Here is a 16,195-nt window from a genome sequence, read left to right as displayed (position 1 = left end):
TATTGCTCCTTTGTTCCGTTTAGTAGCTTGGCTTCTCTTACTATCATCTCTATATTTTATCACGAAATATTGTAGATAAAATAATATAATAAAATATAAAGCCGTCCTTTATGACGGGGCTTTTACCCATTTTTTTGGTAAACTTCATTTAGTAATTTTTACATCGTCTAAGGCTTGTTGTAATGGATTAATAGTATCAGGTTCAACTATAGCAGTTTTCGGTTGAGTGAGTGTACAAGAACCCCACCCCCACCCCGCTCTTCGAGAGAGGGCTATGATTAGGAAAGGCTATAAGTTATTAAGTGCGATTTATCACTAAGTTATTTTATGCTGCCAGTTATTGAAACTATTGCTTTACGTCAAATGGCTTCGGGCGATCGCTTGTCTCTACAAGTTTACAAATTTATCGGCGCTCAACCTGGTAAGAAGGTTTACATTCAATCTAATCTGCACGGTGCAGAAATTGCTGGTAATGCCGTTATTCACCAGTTAATTGAGTTTTTATTAACAATAAATGATCCAGATTTAGCTGGAGAAATTTGGCTAGTTCCCGTTTGTAATCCAATGGGGACGAATGAGCGATCGCACCATTTTTCCCCCGGACGATATTGCGTTTATGAAGCTAAAGATTGGAATCGCATATTTTGGGATTACGAGAAAGAAACTGATGATTTAGTAGCTTTTACTAAATCTCAACTTCAGATTGATTTAGAGGTCGTTCGACAAAATTATCTAACTGTAATTAAGCAACAATTTGCCAAAATTTTAGAAAAAATTAATTCTCCCAGTAGTGTACCCTACACTGAGCTTTTTAGCTATAAACTCCAAAATCTGAGTTTAGATGCAGACTACTTAATTGACTTACATACTTCTACAAATCAAGCTTTAGACTACCTTTATTACTTCCGAAATCGAGAAGACAGTGCAAAATACTTCGGGCTTGATTTTGGAATATTACTTGATAAATACGATGGTGATGCTTTTGATGAAGCTTTTATCAAACCTTGGTTAGCACTAGAAGCTTGTTTTAAAGAGTTTGGTAGAGAAATCAAGTTTGATGTGGAAGCTTGGACACTGGAATTAGGAACAGGAATGCAAATGAACCCTGATTCAGTCGCTAAAGGTGTATGGGGTGTGAAAAACTATTTAGTGCAAAAAGGTGTACTGCAAATTCCTAATTTCTCGGATGACACAAAAACCCATGAAATGACTTTTGCATCTAGCAGTAACAGGAAAAAATATTATGCGATCGCAGGTGGCATGATTCAATCTAGAATCGAATTAGGTAGTTCAGTCAAAGCCGGAGAAAAACTCTATCAAATTCTCAGTTTTAATAAAGAAGGTAAGTTACCCAGTGTAATTGATGTCTGCGCTCAACAAGATGGATTGGTTTATGATGTCGCAACCAATCAAGCTGTGAATGAAGGCGAGTTTGTACTGGGAGTTATTAGTTAGGAAATATAGCGTTTCCTAATGAGATGAAGTACATCATAGCCCCCTTTTGAAGAGCGGGGAGGGGGGGTTGGGGGTGGGGTTCTTGGGGTTTAATAAGTAATCAAGCGGACATGATATTACTCAAGAAACTTACAAAACAAAAAGCCCGCTCATGCGGGCTTTCTAAATTAATCAAGTAACTAAACTTACCGTTTCGCCAACTTCTTCGACATCTTCCGCAGACGAATCGATTGGGGTGTAACTTCCACCAATTCATCAGACCCAATGTATTCCAAAGCACGCTCTAGGCTCATGTCTATCGGTGCTTGTAGTTGCACTAGTTCTTCACTACCAGCAGCCCGGTGGTTAGTTAACTGCTTGGTCTTACAGATATTTAGTTCCAAATCTTGGGAACGATTGTGTTCTCCCACAATCATGCCTCTGTAAACCTTTGTGCCGGGAATAATAAAGAATGCTCCTCTATCTTCGGCATTTCTCATGGCGTAGAAGGTAGAAAGGCCTTCTTCAAAGGAGATTAAAACGCCTTTGTTACGGGCTTCAATGTCGCCACTGAGTTGACGGTAGTCTAAGAAACTGTGATTCATGATGCCTTCGCCACGAGTCATCCGCATGAATTCACCCCGGAAACCAATCAAACCACGGGCGGGAATCACAAACTCTAGTTGGGTGCGATCGCCACTACCAGGTTGCATATCTTGCATTTCGCCTTTGCGTTGTCCCAAGCGTTCGATACAGCTACCCACACCATCAGCAGGAACGTCTAACACCAAAAGTTCAAAGGGTTCGCAAGGTTGACCGTTAATTTCACGGTAAATAACCTGTGGCTGAGATACCTGAAACTCGAATCCTTCCCGTCGCATGGTTTCAATTAAGATACCCAAGTGGAGTTCTCCACGACCGGAAACGAGGAATTTATCGGGAGAATCAGTTTCTTCGACACGCAAAGCCACGTTGGTTTCGAGTTCGCGGAATAAGCGATCGCGTATTTGACGGGAAGTCACCAACTTACCTTCTTGACCTGCAAAGGGCGAATCATTCACCCAGAAGGCCATTTGCAAGGTTGGTTCATCCACTTTAATTAGTGGTAAAGCTTGCGGATCATTGGGGTCAGTAATCGTTTCCCCAATATAAGCATCAGCGAAACCAGCCACCGCGACAATATAACCTGCGGTTGCTTCTTCCATCTCTATGCGCTTCAGTCCATCAAAGCCCATCAATTTGGTAATTTTACCCTTGACAATAGTACCATTTTCTGTTACTAAAGCAGCTTGTTGTCCTGAGCGGATAGTACCGTTGTGAATTCTGCCAATCACAATTCGTCCCAGATATTCAGAATAATCTAGGGTTGTGACTTGCAATTGCAGAGGCTTATTGCTGTCGCCTACTGGTGGTGGAACGTGTTGCAGAATCGCGTTAAACAGGGGTTGCATATCTACCGATTCTGCTTCCAGGCTTTCTTTGGCAAAACCTGCCATACCGGAGGCAAACAGATAGGTAAAATCACACTGGTCTTCATCTGCCCCTAATTCCAAGAACAGATCCAAAACTTTATCAACAGCAACGTGGGGGTCAGTTTGACCACGGTCGATTTTGTTGATGATGACGATGGGGCGTAGCCCTTTTTCTAAAGCTTTTTTCAGGACAAAGCGTGTTTGAGGCATGGGACCTTCGTTGGCATCGACAATCAGAAGACATCCGTCAACCATGCCCAGTACGCGTTCAACTTCGCCGCCAAAGTCAGCGTGTCCAGGAGTATCAACAATATTGATTAGTGTTTCTTTGTAGCGAACTGCTGTATTTTTAGACAGGATAGTAATACCCCGTTCCCGTTCTAGGGCGTTGGAGTCCATAACGCAATCCGGAACGTCTTCGCCTTCGCGGAAAATGCCGGATTGTTTGAGGAGTGCGTCAACCAGAGTGGTTTTGCCGTGGTCAACGTGGGCGATAATGGCGACGTTGCGAATTGGGAGCGTCATAGAAACTTTTGGTGAACTCTAGAGGGGGTTTTGATATTTACATTTGAATGCTAGGCTTTTTTAACAGAATTAGGTATGATTAGCAAAACTCTGTAAAGAACCTTTAATAATTCTAGCTTAATCGTCACAATTGCGGTGAGGTTTGTCAAGGCTGCATTAAGACAGAATGTTAGGCGGGCTGAATCTGTGCTTGGCGTTGAATTATTTAGGCGATCTAGTTAGAAAACTTAACTCAGGTAGTTGAAGAGTGGGTAAATGCCTGGTTAAAACTTCTAAGATATGTTTTATTCCGTAAATTAGTCTGACTTGTGCCATAGTTAACACCAGCCTGTTGGAGTTTTGAATAATGGCTTGGGTATTAGGGCATCAATTGCAGAGTGGTAAATACACAATTGAAAAAGAATTAGGTGAAGGTGGCTTTGCTATTACCTATCTCGCCAGAGATAATCACGGGCGTTACATTGTGATTAAAACGTTGAATGATCAGGTGCAACGCCGCTCCGATTTTGCCAAGTTTCAGCAAGATTTTTTGAATGAGGCGATAAAGCTAGCTAAATGTAGTCATCCTCATATTGTGAAAATTGATGAAGTAATCTATGAGAATCCCCTGTGGTGCATAGTGATGGAATACATTGCTGGGGAAGATTTAGCCCGTCGAATTAATAATCAAGGCGTTTTGTCAGAAGCGGAAGCATTACGCTACATTCAGCAGATTGGTGAAGCCTTGATCGTAGTTCACAATAACGGCTTGTTGCATCGGGATCTGAAACCGCAAAATATCATGTTGCGTTCTGGTAACTCTGAGGCTGTGTTAATTGATTTTGGGATTGCCAGGGAATTTACCCCGAATCTAACTCAAACTCATACACAAATTTTATCTGATGGTTTTGCACCAATTGAGCAATATGACAAAAGAGCAAAACGGGGTGCTTACACTGACGTTTATGCTTTAGCAGCAACATTATATTCTGTGCTAACTGGAGAAGTACCAACGCTTGCGCCAATAAGAGCGATTGGTACGCTATTGGAGGAACCAAAAAAGATTAATTCTAGTATCAGTGATCGGGTAAATCAGGCAATTCTCAAGGGTATGGAGGTTAAGCCAGAGGAACGGCCTCAGTCAGTAAAAGAATGGTTATCACTTATAAGTGTTACTAATATTTATCCCCCTCCTGTTAGTCCTCAACTGATGGACGATATTATCAGTGAATTCCATGCTTATGTTGACTATAGTAGTTCCAATGCCGGATTACTTATTCATCATAGAGAGCATCGGAAAGATCCGGCATTACACTATCACGTAACTATCTCTGATACTCACGCTTTTAACTTTGGCGGAAATGGGTTTGCTGTGTTCCCTATTCCAAAAAAAGGTTATCGAGTAAAATCAGTAAAATTATTGAATAGGAAGGAAGTTCTCGATAGATGCGTAATTGCTTATCAATTCTTCAAAGACTGGCACTATGGGATTCTAGGATGGAATTGCGAACACTTCGCTAGGCTGGTGACAACTAGTGAAGCGATTAGCTATCAGGTTAAAGAGTCACCTTTGGGATTTTTGAATAACAATGGTTATCATACTTTAGCAAAGGAAATGATGGATAATACTCAGAAAAAATAATACTAATTTTAGCAGTGTCCAGTCAGGTATTACAGTTAAAAATATTTTGGCAAATTTTATAAAGTCTTTAATATAACACGGAAAAAGTCAAGATATCATTCTAAATTAATCAACGCAAGAGATAAATTTTTAATCTTAAATTACGCTAACTCCTACAAAAGAGTTAACTATACTAACCATTTCCAATACTTCTGAAACATACAATGTATTTGCTGATTAATTTTACTCTTGTTTGATATTATAGCGTTTCCTAATCAGATGATCTGCATCATAGCCCCCTCCTCGCTTGCGGGGAGGGGGTTGGGGGTGGGGTTCTTGTACCTCAGTTAACTGAGAACCGCTATATAAAATGGAATAATATCAAACAAAATCTAGAAATTGTCTATCTAAGGATATAGTTTAAATTTAAATAATATCTATCTAAAAGTATAAAGACGGAATTTGTAACGAAAAGTTATGTTTATCTACCCAGAGTTGTGAGAGCGATCGCTCAAAAGAAAGATGGAATCTCCCTAACCTCTGTGTCAAGGTTATATAAGTTAAGAATTATGAACACTTTGCCGAGGAGAACACGGATGGTAGCTACTTTAGATGATACGAAACGTAATGCTATTGCTGTAAAATTGGCAAGTATCAAAGCACTCCAGCAGTTAGTCATCGAAAATGAGAAATTGCTTTTGAAAGAAGGACTTGATGCCGAAATTGCCGATCGCATTCGGAATTTCATCAATGATGACGAAAAAAATCTTGGCGTTCTGGAAACTGTAATTGGTCAGTATGGCATTCAGGCTGAACCCAAAAAAACTGTTACACAATTCATTGAAAAAGCTGGCGAATTGTTTAAAGGTTCTGAGTTGAGCCTGTATGAAAAAGTATCTCAGCATGAGTTGCTCAAACATCAACTAGTAATGAGTGGCTTGATAGTTCACAAAGCTGCTCAAAAAGTTGGTGCTGACGTTTTGCTAGCGATCGCACCTTTGAATACTATTAACTTTGAAAACCGCGCTCACCAAGAGCAACTCAAAGGTATTTTAGAAATTCTGGGTGTCCGCGAACTCACTGGACAAGATGCAGATCAAGGAATTTGGGCACGGGTTCAAGACGCTTTAGCCGCAGTTAGTGGTGTAGTAGGTAGTGCTGTTACCCAAACCAGTGACAAAAAGGATCTAAATATCCAAGATGTCATCCGCCTCGATCACGGCAAGGTAAATACCCTGTTCACCGAACTGCTGCAAAGCAACGATCCACAGAAGATCCAAGAGTACTTCGGTCAAATTTATAAGGATCTAAGTGCCCACGCTGAAGCTGAGGAGGAAGTAGTCTACCCTAGAGTACGTCCTTTCTACGGTCAAGCTAACACCCAAGAACTGTTTGATGAACAAGCTCATGCGAAGCTGGCGTTAGAGGAAATTAAGGCTATTAGCCCATCTTCGCCGCAATTCAAAGAGAAAGTCAAACAGTTGATGGATGCTATTGGCGATCATATTCGTCAAGAAGAAACCACAATGTTTGCTGCCATTCGCAACAACTTGACTACTGAGCAAAGTGAACAACTTGCTACTGAATTCAAAGCTGCTAAGACTCGAATTCAACAAAAACTAGGTGTTGTTACCGAATCGAATGTGTAGAATGCTTTCGAGCTTTCTATATCCGCTAAAAAAGGTTAGTTAACCAAAAACTCCCAGCGTTGATGTGCTGGGAGTTTTTGTTTAAAAATTTTGCTGACAGTATTTATAAGCCGCATAGGCCATAGTTACAACCCCAGTGATAATGGCAGATTCATCGACTTCAAATTGGGGATGGTGTAATGGGTGGTTAATGATTCTTTCTTTGTAGCCTACGCCCAACCGAAACATGGAACCGGGGACGTGTTCCAAATAAATAGAAAAATCTTCAGATCCAAGAGAGGGTTCGGGTAAAACTTGAACGCGATCGCTACTCCAAGCTTCTTCGGCGGCTGATTGTAACAATTGCGTCAAGACATAATCATTTTGGACGCTGGGTACGCCCTGGCGATAATTGACTTGATACTTTGCTCCGTAGGTATGGCAAACATTAGATACAATATTTTCAATCCAGTTTGGGAGATGGGCACGAGTTTCGGGATGAAGCGATCGCACGGTTCCCAATAACTGCACTTTATCAGCAATTATATTCGGCGCTCTGCCACCGTTAATCTTCCCTATGCTCAAGACTACAGGACGTAAAGGATTCTGCGTTCGGCTGATGGCTTGTTGCAGTGCAGTAATAATTTGGCAAGCAATCCAAATTGCATCAATCGCCTCATGGGGACGCGCCCCGTGCCCAGATTCTCCCATAATTAGAATCTCTAAATCATCTGCGGCGGCTGTCAATGCCCCATAACGCACGCCAATAGATCCTGCGGGTATAGAAGGGAAAACATGAACCCCTAATAAAGCTGAGACATTTTCCATAGCCCCATCTTTCACCATCCAGCTTGCGCCTTGGGCAATTTCTTCGGCGGGCTGAAATAAAAACCGCACTTTTCCACCTAACTCCTCTGCCACTTGGGACAGCACCATTGCTGTTCCTAACCCGACAGTAGTGTGGACATCGTGACCGCAAGCGTGCATAACACCCTCTGCACGAGAGGCATATTCCAAATTGGTGCCCTCTTGAATTGGCAAGGCATCCATATCGGTGCGAATTGCCAATAAACGGTCATTTTGGCTAGTGCCTTGCAGTTCTCCAATGACGCCAGTTTTGCCAACTCCTTCTTGTACGTGCAGACCACTGGAAGACAAAACACCAGCTACGAAGGCTGCTGTTTGGTACTCCTGGCCGCTGAGTTCTGGGTGAGAGTGGATGTGGCGGCGAATTTCAATTAAGCGAGGCGCTAGTTTTGCTGCTAAGTCTTTAATACGGGTAAGCATCGATTCAATTAATCTATAGGCTTTTTATCCCATCATAAGGAACTGTTAACAAACAAAATGCTCTTTGCCATACGAATAGGTCAAGGAAGAGGCAGATCGGCAGGGAGCAGGGGAGCAAGAATTTTAGATTTTCGATTTTCGATTTTAGATTTTCGATTGAAATTTAATCCAAAATTTAAAATCCAAAATCCAAAATTGAATTGCCCAATGCCCAATTGCTGCTTATTTTGAGTAACAGGTTGTGCCTCGAGTATTTTCGGGTTTAAACTCATTACATTCTCTGGGATTTTGACGCTCTAACGACCAGCCATAAGGCTTGTCGGAGGTGACGACACCATTAGCCATAGTTGTTAGTCGGAAGTTAGCCCCCCGAAAATTGGTAAACTGCAATTTGGCATTTTTTAAGTTTGCTGCTTCTAAATTGGCGCTGATGAAACCGGCAAAAGATAGATCGGCATTTTCCAGGGATGCTGATTTCAAATTTGCTCCTGTTAAGGAAGCACCAGTGAGATTCGCCGAATTCAGAATCGCACCTTCTAAATTTGCACCGGTGAGATCGGCATTCGTGAGATTAGCTTGAGATAATGTGGCACTACTCAAGTCAGCCCCTCGCAAATTTGCTCCAGTTAGATTGAGTTGAGTTAGGTCAGCACCACTTAAATTACACCGGGGACAGGCACTTGTTGCCTTCAACTGATCTAAATCTAGCTGATTTAACGCAAAAGCCTGCTCTGCAAACCCGAAACAAGCTAACAGGGCGACGGTAGCAACAATCTTAAGTTTCATATTTTTACTGATATTTACAAAAATGACAATTTACGCACATTGCGTACTGTCATACTTACATATACCGCTTCTCTAAGGAAGAACAGGGATGAAGCATTGATTAAGAAGGTGTAAAAATACTATGAATTCTAATAGTAAGACTACTCAAACTGAAATATAGGCTATAGAATCGATTCGTAAGCAACTATACCGAACCAATTATAGACTACTATATATGTGATCCCCCTAGTTCGATCAAAAGACGACTAGGGGGATCTTGTTTTTGGGCATTTGATTAACGCCACCCCAAAAGGCGCAATCCAGGAATAATGAGGTAGTAACTCACTCCTAACCAGAAGCTGATAAAGAAGCCTACAGAACCAAAAAAAATCAGAGGCTTGTATAACTCTGACCAGCCTGGTTGACTAGAGAATTCCCAGATAGTCGGTGCTAACTTCAAAAGAATTAAAACTGCATAACCGATCGCACTACCAAAGGCAGCGAACACAGCGTACACCAGGTGATGGCTGCGAAGTCCTAAGCTCAAGGTGAGTAGGCAAACTGCGACTAAAATCACTGCCACTAAGCCCTCGCCGCTATCTTTTGGTGTGATTAATTGCAAAATCAACCAGCCGAAGCCATAGCTAATCATGCCCATCAGTGACGCTACTAAAAACCGCCGTCGTTGACCAAAACACCCTGATACTGTCAGTCCCCAAGCGGTTCCCCAGCCTGCTGCAACGAACACCAAAATATCTGCCCCGAAGACGAATTGAGTATTTGGCACTAATTCGTTTAGCTGAGTCAAAATAAATTCCCCAATCCGGCGGCCTAAACTTGTCCGATAGGCCAAAATAAAACCAGCGATCGCACCAAAACAAGCGCCGATACTACTCAGGATGATCGCCCAAATCGTCGCCAAACAAGCTTGGAAAATTTTGATGATTGCCTGAGCAATGAAAATAACGGTTTTGGTTACAGCTTGGCTAAAGTTAGCTAAAACTTGTTGAATAGCTAACTTTAGCAATATAAATCTCCGGTAAGCTTGCGTTGAAGCTTGCTTAATGTTGTGCCGCAGTTGGGCAAACAACCCTGGCGGCGGTAATGGTTGAGAAATCTTCGCCAAACGTTTTTGAATTATCGCTGCATTTGCCGGACGCGATCGCACATCCGCCTGCACCATCTCATCTAGCAAATCTGCTAATTGTGGGTTGACATTTACCGCAGTTCGCCAGCGCAATTTCCCAGTTTGCTGATCTTCCAACTCTAGCGGGTACTTGCCTGTTAGTAGTTCAATTATCGTTCGACCGAGGGCATAAAAATCGGCACTAGGCCCGACAATACCTCCAGTCACTTGTTCTGGTGGACTGTAGCCAGAAGAAAATAAGCGGGTGGAACGAGACTGAGAACGCAGCTTAGAGACGCTAAATTGTTTTGCCCCGCCAAAATCAATTAGTACCACGCGATCGCCCTCTGTTTGCCCTTGAGCTGGGGTTACAGTTGGCGAAGAGTGGCCCAGCATTAAATTAGAAGGTTTGATATCCCGGTGAATAATCTGACGTTTGTGTAATTCCTGTAAAATTTGTACAGCTTGGGCAAACCAGTTTAAAACCAAATCCTCTGGGCACCCTTGGGGAAACTTTTTTAATATCTCCTCTAAAGTCCGCCCATTGATTTTTTCCATTACCAGACAGGGGAGTTGGTGCGGTTTGGGATTAAACAAGTTGACCTGAAAATACCCATCGGCCTCGACCGTCGGGACACCTGGATGCTGCAAGCCAGATAAAACCGCCGCTTCTTGGGTAAATAATTCCAGTGCCTTTGGTGAATCTTCTACCAACACTTTCAGCACTTTCTCTGTTTGAGTTTTTTCATCCCAAACCGTATAAATTTGAGCAAATCCTCCCGATCCCAAGGGCTGAAGTGGAACATAGCGGTCTAACAACTCTAGCGGTGCGCCACAGCTGTTGCAAAATTTGTTTCCCCAAGGCTGAGGATAAGGACGTAGACAATCAGGATTTATGCAGTGAACCGCACTCTGAGTGATGTGGGACACAACCGCTACAATACAAAGGCTGACTTGATTTTAGCGTTAGTTTAAGTTTCCTGATTTTAAAATAGGCAAAAGGAAAACCCTCATAGATTGTATGAGGGCATTTGTTTATATCTATGTCAGTCCTTAATTACGGAAACTTCTCTTACTCTGTCTGTGCTTGGCAACTTCTTTGCGCTTACGTTTTTCTAGGGGCGTTTCAAAATGGCGATGCTTTCTCATGTCTGGAAAAATTCCAGCCTTGGAAACTTCTCGCTTAAATCGTCGTAAGGCTGACTCAATGTGTTCATTGTCACCTACAATTACTTGGGTCATTATCTCTCCTACTAAGTTGACTTAATCAATGAGTATGCAGATGGTAAGAGTGCAAAAAAAAGACAGACTCCTTGTCTGACTTTAGACTCTAGGTAAATTTTTTTGGTTCCAAGGTTAGTAGCGGGAGCGTCCGCCGCCACCACCGCCGTATCCTCCTCGATTACCACCAAACGAACCTCTATCACCTCTGTCTTCTTTGGGTTTAGCCTTATTTACTTTCAGGTCACGACCCATCCACTCAGCACCGTCGAGGGCTTCAATGGCAGCTGTTTCTTCAGCTTCAGTTCCCATTTCCACAAAAGCAAAGCCTCGCGGACGACCTGTTTCACGGTCGGTAGGTACTTGAACTCGCTTTACAGTTCCATATTCTGCAAAAATACCACTTAAATCCTCTTGTGTAACGTCATAAGAGAGGTTACCTACATAAATTGACATCGATTCTCTCCAAAATCATCACTGTGTAGAGATTTTAATTTCTCTCAGAAGTCTGTAAATACTAAAAGGAAAATGCCTTTCAATACTAAAATCAAAGACACCACTAAATTAACTCTCCTAATCTAGGATGACATAGGAGCCAACTCTCTGCATCCAGTAGATAGTTGATAGATGGTTAACCAGTGATGCGATCGCACCTAAGCGATCGCCCGCCCCCACCTACCCTAAGTACAGCCCATCGTCAAAAAGGGTTGGAAATGGAAGAAGATAAATTTTGTAGGGTGATAAAGGAAATCAGACATGGAGGGGCGCATCTTTGAATATCCGAATTGAACGTTTGACTGCATTAACCATAAAGCATTACTCCAAAATTTTAATATGAAAGGCAAAGTCAGGCAACAATTCAAAATTCAAATGCTGTTCATCACCTTTCTAAGTCGTTTGCAATTCGGCTTAGACAACTTGAGCAGCCTGATCTTTGCCCTTTAGGGATTTGGGGATTCTCTTCACTAAAGTTCTCTAATTTCCACTGGTGTTAATTCTTTGAGTACGGTAAACCGTATTTACTCGTTAGTTCCCAAAGATTAATTTAATTGTTAAGTTTAGTTACATAAATAAAAAAAGGCTGCAAACATTGCTAAATCGAAGAAATTATGACAACTGGTAGTATTCTTGGCGAGCAAGACAAACTGAACAACTTTGCGACGCCAAATAGCTCGTCGTGGACATTGCCTGCGGTGGGCGGATACCCCCATCGCACTATAGTCAGTCTAATTAATTGCCCATCAGCAAAGCAATCTACTCCCAATCCTTCCCTACAAGCTCTTAGGGAAGTAAAAAATCTTTAATCAAGTTTCTTGAGCTAAGTCAAAAATAAGACTTAATTAACATTGTTTAACATTGCTATGAAAGCTACAGATCAATTGGTGCATTTTTTAGAGGAAGAGTTAGGTATTTCTGGCGGAGCAATTTCTCTGGCCTTACGACATTGTGAGCAGACCCCCAACTTCCTGGCCATGACCCTCTGGCAGTATGGGCTGGTAACACTCGATCAGTTAGCCCAAATTTTTGATTGGCTGGAAACAGTATAAGTTGCTGCTTCAACTATTTGGATGGTAAATAGCGGACTTTCTCAGAAAGTCACATTCTCAACAGTTTTCATTTTAAGGATTGGTAACATCTATGGCAATTAAAGAACAGCCTAAGTCACCTCGGTTTCGGATCATTGCTAATATATTGCTGGCAGTATCAGGGCTATTCCTGCTCTTAAATTTATTTTTGCCTGGTTTATTTGCTTCTGGACCTGCTGGTGTTCCCTATAGCCTATTTATTCATCAAGTACAAGAAGGGGAAGTCAGCCGCGTTTCCGTTGGTCAAAACCAGATCCTCTACCAACTAAAAACAGAAAATGCCGAGCCGGGACAGGTGTTTACAACTACACCAATCTTTGATTTAGAGTTACCCAAACTGCTAGAACAAAAGGGAGTTGAATTTGCTGCTACACCACCACCCAAGAATACTTGGATTACAACCCTCTTGAGTTGGGTGATTCCACCACTGATTTTTATTGGCATTTGGCAGTTCTTTCTCGCCCGTGGTGCTGGTGGCGGTGGACCCCAAGGTGTTCTCTCCATTGGTAAGAGCAAAGCTAAGGTTTACGTTGAAGGCGAATCAGCTAAAATCACCTTTGCAGATGTGGCTGGGGTCGAAGAAGCGAAAACTGAGTTAGTAGAAATTGTGGATTTCCTCAAGACTCCGGGACGGTTTACGCAAATTGGCGCTAGGATTCCCAAAGGTGTGCTGTTGGTTGGTCCTCCAGGTACTGGTAAGACACTTTTAGCGAAAGCCGTAGCCGGGGAAGCAGGAGTTCCATTTTTCAGCATCTCTGGTTCGGAGTTTGTGGAACTGTTTGTTGGTGTGGGTTCTTCCAGAGTCCGGGATTTATTTGAACAAGCTAAAAAACAGGCTCCCTGTATTGTATTCATTGATGAATTAGATGCGATCGGTAAGTCTCGTAGCAGTAACGGTTTCTATGGTGGTAATGATGAGCGAGAACAAACCCTCAACCAATTACTAACTGAGATGGATGGGTTTGCAGCTGGGGATGCAACAGTAATTGTACTAGCTGCTACCAACCGCCCCGAAGTACTAGACCCTGCATTGCTGCGTCCAGGGCGCTTTGACCGCCAAGTGTTGGTAGACCGTCCCGATTTATCTGATCGTGAAGCAATTCTCAAGATTCACGCTCAAAAGGTAAAATTAGGAGATGATGTCAATTTAAAAGCGATCGCAACTCGTACCCCTGGTTTTGCTGGTGCCGATTTGGCAAACTTGGTGAATGAAGCGGCATTATTAGCAGCTCGCAATCTCCGTCAAAGTGTTGCTCAAGAAGACTTTGCCGAAGCAATTGAGCGGGTAGTGGCTGGTTTAGAGAAGAAGAGTCGGGTGATGAACGAGACTGAGAAAAAGATTGTTGCATACCATGAAGTTGGTCACGCAATGGTCGGAGCGCTCACAACCGGAAACGGACGTGTAGAAAAGATTTCGATTATTCCCCGTGGGATGGCTGCTTTGGGCTACACCCTGCAATTACCAACTGAAGACCGCTTTTTGCTAAATGAAACAGAACTGCGGGGTCAGATTGCGACTCTGTTGGGTGGACGTTCCGCCGAAGAGATTGTGTTTAACAGTATTACAACAGGTGCTTCCAACGATTTGCAACGAGCAACTGACTTGGCAGAACGGATGGTAACAGCCTATGGTATGAGCAAAGTCTTAGGACCACTGGCTTACCAACAAGGACAACAAGCAATGTTCTTGGGTAATGGTGCGACTAATCCCCGGCGGGCGGTGAGTGAAGACACATCCAAAGCCATTGATAGCGAAGTCAAGGAAATCGTGGAAACAGCCCACGAACAAGCCCTAGAGATTCTCAGACTGAATCGAGACTTGCTAGAAGCGATCGCTACTCAACTCTTAGAAACAGAGGTGATTGAAGGCGAGAAACTGCACAATTTGTTGAGTCAAGTGAAACCTGTAGGTAATTCGTAATTCGTAATTCGTAATTAAAAAAGTCAGGTTTTAACCGCAGAGGTACGCAGAGAATAACTTTGCGTACCTCTGCGCTTTCCTCTGCTACCTAAAGCGTTTTTAATACTCTGGAACTGACGGATCGATTTCTCGACTCCAAGCGGTAATTCCGCCTTTGACATTCGTCCCGACAATCCCGGCTTCCTTGAGGATGGCGAGGGCTTTTGCCGATCGCCCCCCCATCTTACAATGAGCAATTAAACGATGACCGTTTAATATTTCCTTCACCTTAGCAACGCCATTGCCATTTTCAATGTCTGGTAAAGGCACCAACACTGAACCAGGAATCTTGGCAATCTCATACTCATGGGGGTTGCGGACATCCAGCAGTACGAAATCCTTCGCACCGCTATCCAGCAATTCCTTCAAATCCTTGACTGTCATTTCTTGACTTTCCATCTGCTGTTTTGCCTCCTCTGCCTTAGCTTGTGGAATCCCGCAGAATTCTTCATAGTCTATCAGCTTTTCAATGACTGGGGGAATCGGGTTAGGACGCAGTTTCAACTCCCGAAATTTCATATCTAAGGCGTTGTATAGCAGCAATCGCCCACTTAGGGTGTTACCTTGTCCCAGAATGATTTTGACAGTTTCGGTTGCTTGGATTAAACCAATAATTCCTGGTAAAATTCCCAATACGCCACCTTCTGCACAAGAGGGAACCATTCCTGGTGGTGGTGGTTCTGGGAAAAGGTCACGATAATTCGGACCACCTTCATAGTTAAATACAGTAGCTTGGCCTTCAAAGCGTAAAATTGAACCGTAGACGTTGGGCTTATTCAGCAATACGCAGGCGTCGTTAACTAGATATCTAGTGGGGAAGTTATCAGTACCATCTACCACGATATCGTAAGGTTGGAGAATTTGCAGCGCGTTTTCAGAACTGAGGCGAGTTTCGTATAAATCAACCTGACAATAGGGATTAATCTCGTGAATACGGTTTTTTGCCGATTCAATCTTGAGTTTACCCACCCAGGATGTACCGTGGATTACTTGGCGTTGCAGATTGGAAGTATCGACAACATCGAAATCGACAATCCCGATGCGTCCAATACCCACCGCCGCCAAATATAAAAGTAGTGGTGAACCTAGTCCACCTGTACCAATACATAATACACTGGCGGCTTTCAGGCGCTTCTGTCCTTCTAGTCCTACTTCTGGCAAAATTAGGTGTCGGGAGTAGCGTTCATAATCGTCTTTAGTCAACTGGATTTCGTCCAGATTAGGATTGAGCGACATACCATGTACCAATACTTTCAAGGTTTAATCTAGTAATTCTAGTATTACAATACTAATTCAATGCTTAGAAGTAAATTTAGGTACTTCTTTTAGCTGTTTTTTACTAGTAATACTCTAGTTTAACACTGGGCTAGTGTCTGTATCCCTAACTCACTTGTACGGCGAAGGAGTATCAACCCCGTTACCAGGGAAGAGTAAGCAAAAGCATACCTCTATCTTATATCCCTAAAGTTCTTAGACTATTACTCCAACAACTTTGACTATAGAACCCATTTGATATCTTTTTTAGGTAGCAGCTAGTCTTTTGAGCATCAATCTGATAAAACAAAGCTTGAGCTTGGCATTGGCACGAGCC

Annotated in this window: 13 protein-coding genes; 6 read left to right on the top strand and 7 right to left on the bottom strand. The window is 42.7% G+C overall.

All coding sequences use genetic code 11. The features are described 5' to 3' along the window. Window positions 1-327 precede the first annotated feature (327 nt). On the top strand, window positions 328-1,455 hold the full coding sequence (locus tag V7K31_RS07855; protein ID WP_335093621.1) for a succinylglutamate desuccinylase/aspartoacylase domain-containing protein: 1,128 nt from the start codon (window positions 328-330) through the stop codon (window positions 1,453-1,455). A 185-nt stretch (window positions 1,456-1,640) separates the two neighbouring features. Here V7K31_RS07855 and typA read toward each other — a convergent pair whose 3' ends face one another. Next, window positions 1,641-3,431 (bottom strand): translational GTPase TypA, encoded by a 1,791-nt coding sequence (gene typA / locus V7K31_RS07850; RefSeq protein WP_335093620.1) that lies wholly within the window; start codon window positions 3,429-3,431, stop codon window positions 1,641-1,643. A 346-nt stretch (window positions 3,432-3,777) separates the two neighbouring features. Between typA and V7K31_RS07845 the strand changes: the two genes are divergently transcribed. Together V7K31_RS07845 and V7K31_RS07840 are read left to right on the top strand one after the other, a co-directional pair. Continuing rightward, entirely contained in the window at window positions 3,778-5,052 is a 1,275-nt protein-coding gene (locus V7K31_RS07845) for a serine/threonine protein kinase (RefSeq protein ID WP_335093617.1), read from the top strand. A 575-nt stretch (window positions 5,053-5,627) separates the two neighbouring features. After that, window positions 5,628-6,680: a hemerythrin domain-containing protein gene (locus V7K31_RS07840; protein WP_335093616.1), complete on the top strand. Its 1,053-nt coding sequence runs from the start codon at window positions 5,628-5,630 to the stop codon at window positions 6,678-6,680. 81 nt (window positions 6,681-6,761) lie between these two features. Here V7K31_RS07840 and V7K31_RS07835 read toward each other — a convergent pair whose 3' ends face one another. The 5 genes from V7K31_RS07835 to V7K31_RS07815 all read right to left on the bottom strand — a co-directional run bounded on the left by V7K31_RS07835 (window position 6,762) and on the right by V7K31_RS07815 (window position 11,514). Beyond that, complete coding sequence (locus V7K31_RS07835) at window positions 6,762-7,946, bottom strand: M20 family metallopeptidase (protein WP_335093615.1); 1,185 nt, start codon at window positions 7,944-7,946, stop codon at window positions 6,762-6,764. A gap of 222 nt (window positions 7,947-8,168) precedes the next feature. Next, entirely contained in the window at window positions 8,169-8,732 is a 564-nt protein-coding gene (locus V7K31_RS07830; protein WP_335093614.1) for a pentapeptide repeat-containing protein, read from the bottom strand. 274 nt (window positions 8,733-9,006) lie between these two features. Continuing rightward, a complete protein-coding gene (locus tag V7K31_RS07825; RefSeq protein ID WP_335093613.1) occupies window positions 9,007-10,767 on the bottom strand; it encodes a serine/threonine protein kinase in 1,761 nt (586 codons plus the stop codon). A gap of 123 nt (window positions 10,768-10,890) precedes the next feature. Next, the gene (gene rpsU / locus V7K31_RS07820; protein ID WP_012407716.1) at window positions 10,891-11,079 is read right to left on the bottom strand and encodes a 30S ribosomal protein S21; all 189 of its coding nucleotides are present in this window, start codon (window positions 11,077-11,079) and stop codon (window positions 10,891-10,893) included. A 114-nt stretch (window positions 11,080-11,193) separates the two neighbouring features. Beyond that, window positions 11,194-11,514 (bottom strand): RNA recognition motif domain-containing protein, encoded by a 321-nt coding sequence (locus V7K31_RS07815; RefSeq protein ID WP_273762368.1) that lies wholly within the window; start codon window positions 11,512-11,514, stop codon window positions 11,194-11,196. A gap of 653 nt (window positions 11,515-12,167) precedes the next feature. On the opposite strand from V7K31_RS07815, the gene V7K31_RS07810 reads away from it, so the two are divergent. The 3 genes from V7K31_RS07810 to ftsH4 all read left to right on the top strand — a co-directional run bounded on the left by V7K31_RS07810 (window position 12,168) and on the right by ftsH4 (window position 14,565). Next, entirely contained in the window at window positions 12,168-12,362 is a 195-nt protein-coding gene (locus V7K31_RS07810; RefSeq protein WP_335093611.1) for a hypothetical protein, read from the top strand. Between the two features lie 57 nt (window positions 12,363-12,419). Further along, a complete protein-coding gene (locus V7K31_RS07805; protein ID WP_114080862.1) occupies window positions 12,420-12,605 on the top strand; it encodes a DUF2949 domain-containing protein in 186 nt (61 codons plus the stop codon). A gap of 91 nt (window positions 12,606-12,696) precedes the next feature. Further along, window positions 12,697-14,565, top strand: coding sequence for an ATP-dependent zinc metalloprotease FtsH4 (gene ftsH4, locus V7K31_RS07800; RefSeq protein ID WP_335093609.1), 1,869 nt, complete (start codon window positions 12,697-12,699; stop codon window positions 14,563-14,565). A gap of 99 nt (window positions 14,566-14,664) precedes the next feature. On the opposite strand, the gene moeB is transcribed toward ftsH4, so the two are convergent. After that, window positions 14,665-15,840 (bottom strand): molybdopterin-synthase adenylyltransferase MoeB, encoded by a 1,176-nt coding sequence (gene moeB / locus V7K31_RS07795; protein WP_335093622.1) that lies wholly within the window; start codon window positions 15,838-15,840, stop codon window positions 14,665-14,667. Window positions 15,841-16,195 lie beyond the last annotated feature (355 nt).

Source organism: Nostoc sp. (assembly GCF_036917675.1).
In the GTDB taxonomy this organism is placed as follows: Bacteria; Cyanobacteriota; Cyanobacteriia; order Cyanobacteriales; family Nostocaceae; genus Nostoc.
This window is presented reverse-complemented; position numbering and strand designations above follow the sequence as displayed.